This is a genomic window from Bartonella sp. SL320, from assembly GCF_059687635.1.
Genome location: NZ_CM185143.1, coordinates 823,840 through 836,286 on the forward strand (window position 1 = coordinate 823,840; position 12,447 = coordinate 836,286).

General features: G+C 41.9%; 9 protein-coding genes. All 9 read left to right on the forward strand.

From position 1 onward, the window contains the following. The 9 genes from murB (at window position 1) to ligA (ending at window position 12,258) form a co-directional block, all read left to right on the forward strand. Complete coding sequence (murB, locus tag AC6ER8_RS03255; protein WP_497079283.1) at window positions 1–978, forward strand: UDP-N-acetylmuramate dehydrogenase; 978 nt, start codon at window positions 1–3, stop codon at window positions 976–978. A 238-nt stretch (window positions 979–1,216) separates the two neighbouring features. Continuing rightward, window positions 1,217–2,137: a D-alanine--D-alanine ligase gene (locus tag AC6ER8_RS03260; protein WP_497079587.1), complete on the forward strand. Its 921-nt coding sequence runs from the start codon at window positions 1,217–1,219 to the stop codon at window positions 2,135–2,137. After that, on the forward strand, window positions 2,125–3,036 hold the full coding sequence (locus AC6ER8_RS03265) for a cell division protein FtsQ/DivIB (RefSeq protein ID WP_497079284.1): 912 nt from the start codon (window positions 2,125–2,127) through the stop codon (window positions 3,034–3,036). Before AC6ER8_RS03260 ends, AC6ER8_RS03265 begins: the two co-directional genes overlap by 13 nt. Beyond that, a complete protein-coding gene (gene ftsA, locus AC6ER8_RS03270) occupies window positions 3,033–4,334 on the forward strand; it encodes a cell division protein FtsA (RefSeq protein WP_497079286.1) in 1,302 nt (433 codons plus the stop codon). Before AC6ER8_RS03265 ends, ftsA begins: the two co-directional genes overlap by 4 nt. A 63-nt stretch (window positions 4,335–4,397) precedes the next feature. Then, on the forward strand, window positions 4,398–6,170 hold the full coding sequence (gene ftsZ, locus AC6ER8_RS03275) for a cell division protein FtsZ (RefSeq protein ID WP_497079288.1): 1,773 nt from the start codon (window positions 4,398–4,400) through the stop codon (window positions 6,168–6,170). Window positions 6,171–6,380: 210 nt separating this feature from the next. Beyond that, a complete protein-coding gene (gene lpxC, locus AC6ER8_RS03280) occupies window positions 6,381–7,265 on the forward strand; it encodes a UDP-3-O-acyl-N-acetylglucosamine deacetylase (RefSeq protein ID WP_497079290.1) in 885 nt (294 codons plus the stop codon). Window positions 7,266–7,425: 160 nt separating this feature from the next. Beyond that, window positions 7,426–8,319: an outer membrane protein assembly factor BamD gene (locus tag AC6ER8_RS03285; protein WP_497079292.1), complete on the forward strand. Its 894-nt coding sequence runs from the start codon at window positions 7,426–7,428 to the stop codon at window positions 8,317–8,319. A 7-nt stretch (window positions 8,320–8,326) separates the two neighbouring features. Beyond that, on the forward strand, window positions 8,327–9,988 hold the full coding sequence (recN, locus tag AC6ER8_RS03290; protein WP_497079294.1) for a DNA repair protein RecN: 1,662 nt from the start codon (window positions 8,327–8,329) through the stop codon (window positions 9,986–9,988). Window positions 9,989–10,098: 110 nt separating this feature from the next. After that, window positions 10,099–12,258: an NAD-dependent DNA ligase LigA gene (gene ligA / locus AC6ER8_RS03295; RefSeq protein WP_497079296.1), complete on the forward strand. Its 2,160-nt coding sequence runs from the start codon at window positions 10,099–10,101 to the stop codon at window positions 12,256–12,258. The last annotated feature ends 189 nt before the right edge of the window (window positions 12,259–12,447 follow it).

A 12,447-nucleotide genomic window follows, 5' to 3' on the forward strand; every position in this document is an offset into this window, starting at 1 on the left:
ATGATGAAGTTTCAGTATATTGATGGTGAGGCGCTATTGGCGCAATTGCAACCGCTGTTGCGTGATGTCAGAGGCAAGCTTACCCCGAATGTTGAGATGCGTAAGATAACGTGGTTTCGCACGGGCGGGTTGGCAGAGCTTTTTTATCAGCCTGTTGATGAAGAAGATTTGGCGCTCTTTCTTCAAAAATTACCTGAAGCTGTTCCTGTAACCGTTGTCGGTATCGGTTCTAATCTTTTGGTGCGTGATGGGGGCGTTCCTGGGGTTGTTATTCGTCTTTCGCCCAAAAATTTTGGGCAAGTTCAGCAAGTTTCTTCAAAGGGTTTTTTAGTTGGTGCTGGTACGGCAGATAAACATTTAGCTGCCGCTGCTTTAAAAGCAGAAATTGCAGGTTTTCATTTTTATCATGGTATTCCTGGTGGTCTTGGTGGAGCTCTCAAAATGAATGCGGGGGCGAATGGTGTTGAAACCGCAGCGCGTGTTATTGAGGTTTATGCACTGGATCGTCAAGGACAGCGCCATATCTTGAGTTTGAAGGATATGCATTATTCTTATCGCCATTGTGATATTCCTAAAGACTTTATTTTTACCGCTGCGTTATTAGAAGGAGAACCTGGTCATAAAGATGATATCCGTGCTGCTATGGATGAAGTTGCTCTCCACAGAGAAACTGTGCAACCTATTCGTGAAAAGACAGGGGGATCAACTTTCAAAAATCCTGAAAATACATCTGCGTGGCGCGTGATTGATGAAGCAGGGTGTCGAGGTTTGAGGATTGGGGGGGCTCAAATGAGTGAAATGCACTGTAATTTTATGATTAATACAGGGCAAGCAACAGGATATGATCTTGAAGCTTTGGGAGAAACAGTGCGCGCGCGTGTTTTTGCACATTCATCTCATCTTTTACAATGGGAAATAGAACGTATTGGTCAATTTGAGCCTGGTCGAGATGTTGCTCCTTTTGATCCATTTCATTGATTTATTGTTCACTAAAAAAGTGTAAATAAAAAATTGAGTCATTTCAAAGAGATAATAAAAAAATTCTATTAAGAATCAATAAATTAACAAAGAATCTCTTGCATCAAGCCTTTGAGTCTGATTCATTATGCAAAATGCTAGGTTATTGATTCGCAAGGATAAACTTCGTTTTTCCTGTATGTGGTGTAGATGTGTTTTATATAGACTACATATAGTATGCGAAAGAGGGTGATTTATGATGAAAGATAAACATATAGCTGTGTTAATGGGAGGTTTTTCTTCTGAACGGTCTGTAAGTTTATCTTCAGGAGCAGCTTGTGCTGATGTTCTTGAGACGCAAGGATATCGTGTGAGCCGTGTAGATGTTGATGCGCATATTGCTTCTGTTCTTGAACGGTTGCAGCCCGATATTGCTTTCAATGCATTGCATGGTCCATTTGGCGAAGATGGTCGTATTCAGGGGATTCTTGAATATTTAAAAATTCCTTATACTCATTCTGGTGTGATGGCATCCGCTTTGGCCATGGATAAGGGACGTGCAAAAATTATTGTTGCAAATGTTGGAGTTTGTGTTGCTCCTTCTCGTATCATGAATCGCTTTGCTATTGGAAAAACGCATCCCATGGAGCCTCCTTATGTGATTAAACCTGTCTGTGAAGGATCAAGTTTTGGTGTTGTCATTGTTCAGGAACATGAAGCTGTGCCGCCGCATAATATTGGGGGATCTGAGTGGGGATATGCCGATGAGGTGATGGTTGAAAAATATATTCCTGGTCGTGAATTGACTTGTGCTGTTTTAGGAAATGAAGTGTTGGATGTGTGTGAAATTCTTCCCAGTCAACATTTTCCATTCTACGATTATGACTCAAAATATAAAACAGGTGGTTCTCTCCATATTTGTCCTGCAAAACTTTCACTAAATATTTACCAAAGTGTGCAAAGAATGTCTTTAGCAGCCCATCAGGCAATAGGGTGTCGAGGTGTTAGCCGTTCTGATTTTCGTTTTAATGAGAAAACAGGAGAATTGGTTTGGCTTGAAATTAATACGCAACCCGGTATGACATCGACGTCCCTTCTTCCTGATATTGCAAAAGCAAGCGGCCGTACTTACGGCGATATTGTTCAATGGATGGTGGAGGACGCATCATGTATGCGTTGAATGTTAATAAAACAAATAGTCCGATGGAGGTGCTATTAGTGCCGGCTTTGCCACGTCTTTATCGTCGTTTTCTTCGGTTTATGTTTGAGATTGTTCTTGTTAATGTTCATATTCCACGTCATTTCGGCTCTTTTGCTGTTGTATGGTTTTTCTTTGTAACGGCTTTTTATGGACTTTCAGTCAGTGGCCAGATGGCTGTGATCGTAAATTCGATCATATCGGATAGTGGTTTTGTGGTCGGCAATGTTGATATAAGCGGTAATAAGCGCTTGGCAAATCAGGATATTTTGAAAATTTTAGAACTTGATGTTGCGCCTTCTATTTTCACTTTTGATGTTGAAAGAGCACGTTCTCTTTTGGAAAAACAGGCTTGGGTTCAATCGGCGAATGTTCAGAAAATTTATCCCAATAGAATGCGTATTTCTATCGTGGAGCGTGAACCTTATGCTATTTGGCAACATGATGGTGTGATGGATATTGTTGATCATACAGGACGTGTCATTGTGCCTTTTAAAGGAGAAGTTGTTCGGGATTTGCCTCTTGTGGTTGGGCAGGGTGCACAAAATGCTGCTAAAGCGTTTATTCAAGCGTTGTCAGTCTATCGGCAAATATATGATCGTGTTCGTGCTTTTGTGCGGGTAGGTGATCGGCGTTGGGATCTTGTTTTGGATAATGGAATGCGCGTTATGTTGCCTGAAAATGGTGCTCTTGAAAGGCTTTCTTCTCTTGTTTTGTCCGGTAGGATGCAAGATCTTTTATCGCGCGATATTCTCAGTGTTGATTTACGTCTTGCTGATCGAATTACCGTTTCTTTATCAGATGAAGCATTGGGGCACTATGAAGCGGGTGTTGCAGAAGAAGAACGTATTTTAAAGGCGCGAAAGGCAGGAAACCTATGATGTTGCTCAGATCACATCACAAGGGGGGACGTAAAATGCGTTTTTTAACGGTTCTTGATGTCGGCTCAAGTAAGGTTGTTTGTCTTATTGCCTGTTTGCGTCCTTTAAAACATGCACACTATTTACATGGTCGTACCCATTCTATGGAAATTCTAGGCTTTGGAGTACAGCGTTCACGCGGGATTAAGTCTGGTGTTGTCATGGATATGTTTGCAGCAGAACAATCAATACGCTTGGCTGTTGATGCGGCAGAAAAAATGGCTGGTTTGGTGGTGGATTCAGTGATTGTGAATTTTTCCTCAAGTCGATTACAAAGTGCTTTAATTCATGGAAAGATCCATTTGAATGGTCGTGAAGTTACCAAGCGTGATATGCGTATGGCCTTTTCAGATGTTTCGCGTAAAGCTTTTGATGCTGAACGTCATGTTATGCATTCAGTTCCAGTTTCTTATGTCTTGGATGGGGATAAAGGAATTTCTGATCCTATTGGCATGGCAGGAGAAACATTTGGGGCCGATGTGCATGTGGTAACAGCAGAAACAGCCGCTTTGCGTAATTTAGAGACTTGTATTAATCGTGCACATTTGAGTGTTGAAGCGATGGTTGCTACTCCCTTTGCAAGTGGTCTTGCTGTCTTGATGAACGATGAGGCACATTTAGGGGCTGCATGTATTGATTTTGGTGGTGGAACAACAACGTGTTCAGTCTTTTTTGAGGGAAAATTTGTTCATGCGGATGCTCTTGCTGTTGGAGGGCATCATGTCACTCTTGATGTTGCACGCGGATTTTCTATGTCTTTGAAAGAGGCGGAACGTTTGAAAGTTGTTTATGGTTCAGCACTTTTAACAAGTGCTGATGAGCGGCAAATGATTAATATAGCAGAAATTGGTAGTGAACAGCGTGAAACGCAATATCCTCGCGCGGTTCTTGGGCGCATCATTCGTGCGCGTGTTGAAGAAATTTTAGAAATGGTTCGTGATTGTTTAAATCGTTCTGGTTTTGGTCACGTCATTGGTAAGCGTGTTATTTTGACTGGGGGAGCAAGCCAGTTAACAGGATTGCCAGAAATGGCACGTACTATATTAGGAAGAAATGTTCGTATCGGGCGGCCTTTAGGGATTTCGAGGCTTCCTTCTCTTGCAAAAGGGGCGGCGTTTACATCTGCTGTTGGATTGTTAATTTATCCGCAATTGGTAGGTTTTGAAGAAAAAACAATGCAGACGGCAGGAAATCATTTATCGATGGGCACGCGTGGGTATTTTCAGCGTGTTGGTCAGTGGTTGCGTGAGAGTTTTTAGTTAAGTCTAGTTGGATAAATTTCATCGCTTTGGCTTGCGGTGTCTTATGAGAAGGAAAAGAAAATGACGATTAATCTGCATCGGCCAGATATCGCGGAATTGAAGCCACGCATTACCGTTTTTGGTGTTGGAGGTGGTGGCGGGAATGCCGTGAATAATATGATTAATGCTGGTCTTCAGGGAGTTGACTTTGTTGTTGCCAATACGGATGCACAGGCTTTGGCTATGTCAAAGGCTGAACGTGTTATCCAGCTTGGAGCAGCTGTAACAGAAGGTTTGGGTGCTGGGGCTTTACCGGAAGTTGGACAAGCCGCGGCAGAGGAATGTATTGATGAAATTATCGATCATCTTGCAGATTCTCATATGGTTTTTATTACTGCTGGTATGGGGGGAGGAACTGGAACAGGGGCTGCTCCCGTTGTTGCTCGTGCAGCGCGTGAAAAAGGTATTTTGACCGTTGGTGTTGTGACAAAGCCATTTCAGTTTGAAGGGGCACGTCGTATGAAAACGGCAGAGGCTGGTATTGAAGAATTACAAAAGTCTGTCGATACATTGATTGTTATTCCCAATCAAAATCTTTTCCGTATTGCAAATGATAAGACAACATTTGCTGATGCTTTTGCTATGGCTGACCAAGTGCTTTATTCTGGAGTTGCTTCCATTACGGATTTGATGATTAAAGAGGGCTTGATTAACCTTGATTTTGCTGATGTTCGTTCTGTTATGCACGAAATGGGCCGCGCTATGATGGGAACGGGGGAGGCATCTGGTGAGGGGCGTGCTTTGGCTGCTGCTGAAGCGGCTATTGCCAATCCACTTTTGGATGATACCTCTATGCGTGGAGCACGTGGTTTATTGATTTCTATTACGGGCGGTCGTGATATGACTCTCTTTGAGGTTGATGAAGCTGCTAATCGTATTCGTGAAGAAGTGGATGCTGATGCGAATGTGATCTTTGGCGCCATTGATGATGAGTCGCTGGAAGGTGTCATTCGTGTTTCTGTGGTGGCTACCGGTATTGATCGTGAGGTTAGTGATGTTGTTCAGTCTTCTCAGTCTCAGCTTCAAAGACCGACTTCTTCAATACGCAAGAATGATTCTGGAACGCCACACAGTTCTTTTCATGTTCAGTCTTCGCCTTTGCGTTCTGAGTCAATGGTAGAAGTGATCGAGTCACTTGAAATAGAAAAGGGTAAGCCAACAGGAGAACAGTTCCGTCCCAAAAGTCAAATTTTTGCACAACCTGCAGAGGCAATGACGACACGAAATGCGACGAAAGCTGTTGCTTATGGTTCCAATACTATGCAGGATCAGGGATTAAATGGTCCACGTATGCAAGTAAGTCGTCCTACTCAACAAACTATGGCAGCTCCTGTGAGTATGGAGGCAACAGCGCATGTTCTTGATGAGATGACAGGGGTTGTGAGGCAAAAAGAAAAACCAGTGCAACAAAAACAAGCTCAACAGATGCAAACGCGTGCTCCAATGCGTATGCCTGAGTTAAAAGATTTTCCTCCTGTTGCTCATGGACAAAGTCAAAGAACATCTTCTACTGATCAAGGTCCTCGTAACCTTTGGCAGCGTTTGAAGCAGAGTTTGACACATCGTGAGGAAGCAGAACCGGAAGCGAGGCTAGAGCCTGCTGTAAGATCGTCTCAGCAGCAAGAATCTCATGTTTACAGTAAAAATTCTCAGGCACTTTCTCAAGATGCTTCTGTTTATGTTCCTCGTCGTTCTGGTGAGTTGCATCCGCAAGTTCCACAAGATCAGCGTACTTTTATTAGTGAAGAAGATCAGTTGGAAATACCAGCATTTTTACGTCGTCAAGCCAATTAATTGATAAAGGATGAGGCAAAGTAAGAAATTTTATTACTTATTTTATGATGAATTAAGAATTATACAGTAAAATATACTGCTATTTTTTATAAAATGCTTTATTTTTAAAAACCCGCTTATAATAAGTGGGTTTTTATTATTTGCTATGAATATTTTTTTATGGTTTTATAACGCATTTCAAAAGATGTAAGAGCAATTCAATAAAATGATATGATGAATTTAGAGCCAAAATATCAGTCTACTCTTAAAAAAGCAGTAACATTTAAGGGTATTGGCGTTCACAGTGGCTGTTTGTCAGAGGTAAAGGTTTATCCAGCGGATGTTGGATGTGGTATTCTTTTTAAGCGTTGTGGATTAGACGGAACAGCGAAAATATTTCAAGCCCATGCATCGCAAATGGGAGAAACTGAGTTATCAACGATGCTTGGAGAGGGCGATGTAAGGGTTGAAACAATTGAACATTTGATGGCTGCCATTGCTGCTTATAATTTGGATAATCTTATTATTGAAGTATCTCATAACGAGCTTCCTATTTTAGATGGTTCCGCATGGCAATACTGCCAAGCTTTTGAAGATGCGGGCATTGTCCAGCAAAATGCATATCGTTCTTATTTCATTATAAAAAAACCGTTGCGGGTTGAAGGAGCACATGGTTTTGCAGAGCTTTTACCCTTTGATGGGCGGCATTTTGATATAACGATCTCTTTTCCTTCTCCTGCTATTGGTAGACAACATTTCAGTTTTGATCTTACCACACAAGGGTTTCGAGATGATTTGTCGCGTGCGAGAACTTTTGGTTTTATCAAAGATGTGGAAAAATTACGGCTTTCTGGAAAGGCGAGAGGCGCTTCTTTAGAAAATTCTCTTGTTATTGGCCTTAATGACGAAATTTTGAATCCTAATGGTCCTTATTGGGAGAATGAATGTGTTCGGCACAAGATGCTTGATGCGATTGGTGATACTGCTTTGCTGGGGGCCCCTTTTATTGGATTATTTCGTTCTTATTGTAGTGGACATAAAATTAATGCACAATTGGTCAAAGCTGTTTTGGCAGACGAATCATATTATGAAAAAAGCTCGTTAGAGAAGGAATAAAATAAAAGTGATAAGATTTTTTTATTGTTTATTTGATTTTTAAGGGGATGATTGACCTAAGCGGCTAAATTAGTTATGTGGATTTTAAAGTGATATGGTATAAAAAGCTTTAATAAATTATTTTGCGACAAGGTTATATTCTGTGGAGGCCGGAAAAACTATGAAAAAAGCTCATCTGTGCATTGGAAATATGGCATATAGAAAATCTAACTCTGTACGCAAGATATTGGGGGTGGTTCTTTTAGGAAGCACTTGTATGTTAGCAGGGTGTCTTTTTAAAGAGAAAAATACTCTCGATCCATCTGCTTATGTTCTAAAAATAGATCCCCCCGATGTTCTTTATAATCAGGGGCTTGCTAGTCTTGAGAGTGGGCGTCTTGCGGATGCTGCGAAGAAGTTTTTGAAGATTGAAAAACAGTATGCTTATACAGATTGGGGACGTAAGTCTTTAGTCATGGGAGCTTTTACAAATTATCGACTCGGAAAGTATGATGATTCAATTAGTATGGCTCAACGCTATATTACTCTTTATCCTGGCTCGGATGACTCAGCTTATGCATACTATATTATTGGTCTTTCTTCCTTCCGCCGGATTCCTGATGTTACGCGTGATCAACGGGATACGAAACGCGCTATTGCTGCGATGCAGCTTCTTATAGAGCGTTATCCAAATTCTGAATATGTCAAGGATGCTAAGGATAAAATACGTTTCGGGCGTGAACAGCTGGCTGGTAAAGAAATGCAGATTGGCCGTTATTATGAAGAGGGGCGGCGCTATCTTGCTGCAAGTAGACGCTTTCGTACTGTCGTTGAAGAGTATTCGGATACCAATCAAATTGAAGAAGCGCTTTTCCGCTTAACGGAAGTTAATCTTGCTCTTGGTTTAACGGCGGAAGCACAGACGGCAGCTGCTATTTTAGGGCGTAATTACCCCAAAAGTCAGTGGTATAAGTTTTCTTATAATCTCTTGCAAAAGAACAAAATATCGCCACAGGAGCATAAGTCTTCTTGGATCTCAAATGCTTTAGGTCGTGATAAGAAGAGGGCACGTTGATTCTCTCATGCTGGTACAGCTTTCGATTCATAATATTGTGTTGATCGAAACGCTCGATATTCATTTTACGGCGGGGTTGACGGTTTTAACTGGAGAAACAGGGGCGGGAAAGTCTATTTTGCTTGATGCTTTATCACTGGCTCTTGGAGGGCGAGGCGATGCTTCGCTTGTGCGTCATGGTGTAACCCAAGGGCAGGTTACGGCTGTTTTTGATGTTCCTCTTTCACACCCTGCGCGTCAGATTATTCATGAGAATGGCCTTGATGATGAGGGTGATATTATTCTACGACGTGTGCAATCAAGTGATGGACGGAGTCGTGTCTTTATCAATGATCAGGTGGCTAGTGTTTCCTTAATGCGGAGTGTTGGTCGTCACTTGGTTGAAATTCATGGACAGCATGATGATCGTGCCCTTGTTGATGTTGCGACACATCGGCAATTATTAGATGCTTTTGGTGGACTTGAAGATGACGTGGAAAATTTGCGCCAGTGTTATCGGCTATGGCGTGAATGTGAGGAACGTTTACAACAACAGCGTCTTAAAGTAGAGAGTGCTGTGCGCGAGGTTGATTATCTTCGTGCGTGTGTAGAAGAGCTTGAAAAACTTGATTTTCAAGTGGGAGAAGAGGATGCTCTTTCTCTTCGTCGTGCCGATATGCTTAAATTAGAAAAAATAGCAACGGATATTAAAGAAGCCGATGATCTTTTAAGTGGTCAAAAATCACCAATTCCAGTGTTGTCTAATTTGGTGAGGCGTTTGGAACGGAAAATTCCTGAAGCACAAGAGCTCATTGAACCAGTAGTGAAATCACTTGATGAGGCATTGCATGCCCTTGCAACCGCACAAGAAGGCATTGAGGCGGCAATACGCGCATTGGATTTTGAACCGAATGAATTGGAACGGATAGAAGAACGTCTTTTTGCTCTTCGAGGTTTTGCGCGTAAATATCAAGTTTCTGCAGATGGGTTGGTTCAATTACGCGATAAAATGGATGCTGAATTAGCTGATTTTGAAGAGGCTCAGAACACATTAACGCGTTTTGAAGATGAGGCAGAGCAGGCAAAGAAAAATTATGATACCTTGGCACAAGCTTTAACAATAAAGCGTCGAGAAATAGCAAAACATTTATCTGAAAGCGTAATGGCTGAGTTACCGGCATTGAAATTAGAAAAGGCGGAATTTATTGTTGAAATGCAGACAGATGTTGAAAGACGAAGTGCAGAGGGGTGTGATCGTATTGAATATTGGGTGCGAACAAATCCTGGAACGCGTGCTGGGCCGATGTTTAGTGTGGCTTCTGGCGGTGAGTTGTCTCGTTTTTTATTAGCATTAAAAGTTGTTTTATCTGATCGAGGATCGGCTCCCACATTGATTTTTGATGAAATTGATACAGGCGCTGGGGGCGCTGTTGCGGCGGCTATTGGGCAACGGTTGCAACGGTTGTCGGAAAGGATTCAGGTTTTTGCTATTACGCATGCCCCCCAGGTCGCGTCAAAAGCGCATAGCCATTTTCTTATTTCAAAGATTGAAAGTGATGATGAAGGGCGCTTTGTGACTGTTCTTCATAAAATGGAAGAACAGGAGCGTGCAGAAGAAATCGCTCGTATGTTGGCAGGGGAACAGATTACTGAAGAAGCGCGTGCAGCGGCTCAAAAGCTTTTGGCATAAAGGTCATTGATGAACGATAAAAATATTGGAAACTTGTCTTCATTGAGATTTATTTTATGAAAAAGAGTAGAGATCCTTATGGCAGTAGTTTGTAATTTGGAATAGATTTTATGAACAAGGGTGAAGTTAAAAAACTTACTGCTCTTGAAGCAGAAAGTGAATTAGAGTGGTTGGCAAAAGAGATTGCGCGTCATGATGTGCTTTATAATCGTGATGATCAGCCTGAAATTTCTGATGCAGAATATGATGCTTTGCGCCGCCGTAATGCAGAAATTGAAGCTCTTTTTCCTGAACTTGTTCGTATGGATTCTCCTTCACATAAAGTTGGAGCACCGGTTTCAGAAAAATTTGAAAAATCTGTTCATGCACAGCCTATGCTTTCCCTTGATAATGCATTTAGCTTTGAAGATGTCAGCGAATTTGTTGAGCGTATTCATCGTTTTTTACGCATTCCAGAAACACAAATGTTGGAAATAACAGCGGAGCCTAAAATTGATGGTTTATCATTGTCTTTGCGCTATGAGGAGGGGCGGCTTGTGCGTGCGGCAACGCGGGGCGATGGAACTGTCGGTGAAAATGTGACAGCGAATGCTCGAACAATTTCTGATATTCCGCACGTTTTGCAAGGTGATTTTCCTGATATCATTGAGGTTCGCGGTGAAGTTTATATGGGGAGGGAGGATTTCCAAGCATTGAATATTAGCCAACAAGAGAAGGGTAAGGTAACCTTTGCCAATCCTCGAAATGCGGCGGCTGGTTCACTCCGTCAGCTTGATTCACGGATAACGGCCAGCAGAAAGCTGCAATTTTTTGCTTATGCTTGCGGTGAGGTGAGTGAAACATTTGCACAAAGTCAAATGGAGATGATGAAAAAGCTCAAAGAATATGGCTTTATTATCAATCCATTAACAAAAGTCTTTAAGACAATCGAGGAAATTATTTCCTATTATCGTGATATTGAAGAACGCCGTCATATCTTAAACTATGATATTGATGGCCTTGTTTATAAGGTTAATGATTTGATACTCCAAAAGCGCTTGGGGTTTGTTTCTCGTTCGCCGCGTTGGGCAATAGCGCATAAATTTCCAGCAGAAAAAGCAATAGCGCTTTTGGAAGATATTGATATTCAAGTGGGACGCACAGGGGCTTTGACGCCTGTTGCGCGCCTTACGCCTATTACTGTTGGTGGGGTAGTGGTGACCAATGCCAGTTTGCATAATGAAGATTATATTAAGGGAATTGGTCATAAAGGAGAGCCTATTCGTGAAGGACGCGATGTCCGCGTAGGGGATAGCGTGATTATACAACGTGCTGGTGATGTGATTCCTCAAGTTGTTGATGTTATCATTGAAAAGCGCCCAAAAGATTCTTCTGCTTTTGTTTTCCCTCATTTGTGTCCAGCGTGTGGGAGTCATGCTGTTCGTGAAGATGGAGAAGCGGTGCGTCGCTGTACAGGGGGGCTTATTTGTCCTGCACAGGCGATTGAGCGTATTCGTCATTTTGTTGCACGCAATGCTTTTGATATTGAGGGCTTGGGTAAAAAACAGGTGGAGTTTTTTTTCCATGCGCAAGATGAGTCCCTTTGTATTCGTACACCAGCTGATATTTTTACTTTAGAACGGCGCCAAGAAAAGTCTTTGATACGTTTGGAAAATATGGAAGGTTTTGGTACTGTTTCAGTGCGGAAATTGTATGATGCTATTAATGCACGCCGCGAAGTTCCTTTAAGCCGTTTTTTGTTTGCATTGGGGATTCGTCATGTTGGTGAGGTTAATGCACGCCGTCTTGCGCGAGCTTATCAAACTTATACAGCTTTTGAAGCTGCGGCGATGGAAGCACTTATACCATGTGAGAGAGAAAATAAAGAAGGCAATGAAACTTGGCTGGAGCTTACCAATATAGAGGGAATTGGACCACAGGTCGGCAGTGCAATTGTTGATTTTTATCAAGAAGCGCATAATCGTGAGGTTTTATCTGTTTTGCTTGAAGAAGTAACGCCTCTTGATGAGGGGCCTGTTTTGATAGATTCTTCACCAATAGCGGGGAAGATCATTGTTTTTACAGGAACTTTAGCGCATATGTCACGTGATGAAGCAAAAGCATTGGCTGAGAGACTAGGGGCTAAAACGTCGGGTTCACTCTCTAAAAAAACGGATATCCTTGTTGCTGGAGCTGGAGCGGGATCAAAATTGACGAAAGCGCAGGAATTAGGTGTTGAGGTGATCGATGAAGAAGCTTGGCTACAGCTGATTGAGAAACATCATGTTTAGGGAGAAATGACTCTCAAGTATGATCGATATACTCGTTTTTTCCTCATTCAAGGTAATTTACTGATCTTAAAAGTCAATTCATAATTATTGTTTAATGTTATAAAATATTATCTTATCAGGATGATAAGATGATGCAAAGATTTTATATATTTCCTCATAGTAAAGGCGGATCTTTGCTTAGAAAAAAGT

Coding starts and splice junctions, on each gene's coding strand:
- murB (WP_497079283.1), top strand. CDS start 1: ATGATGAAGTTTCAGTATATTGATGGTGAGGCGCTATTGGCGCAATTG.
- AC6ER8_RS03260 (WP_497079587.1), top strand. CDS start 1,217: ATGAAAGATAAACATATAGCTGTGTTAATGGGAGGTTTTTCTTCTGAA.
- AC6ER8_RS03265 (WP_497079284.1), top strand. CDS start 2,125: ATGTATGCGTTGAATGTTAATAAAACAAATAGTCCGATGGAGGTGCTA.
- ftsA (WP_497079286.1), top strand. CDS start 3,033: ATGATGTTGCTCAGATCACATCACAAGGGGGGACGTAAAATGCGTTTT.
- ftsZ (WP_497079288.1), top strand. CDS start 4,398: ATGACGATTAATCTGCATCGGCCAGATATCGCGGAATTGAAGCCACGC.
- lpxC (WP_497079290.1), top strand. CDS start 6,381: ATGATGAATTTAGAGCCAAAATATCAGTCTACTCTTAAAAAAGCAGTA.
- AC6ER8_RS03285 (WP_497079292.1), top strand. CDS start 7,426: ATGAAAAAAGCTCATCTGTGCATTGGAAATATGGCATATAGAAAATCT.
- recN (WP_497079294.1), top strand. CDS start 8,327: ATGCTGGTACAGCTTTCGATTCATAATATTGTGTTGATCGAAACGCTC.
- ligA (WP_497079296.1), top strand. CDS start 10,099: ATGAACAAGGGTGAAGTTAAAAAACTTACTGCTCTTGAAGCAGAAAGT.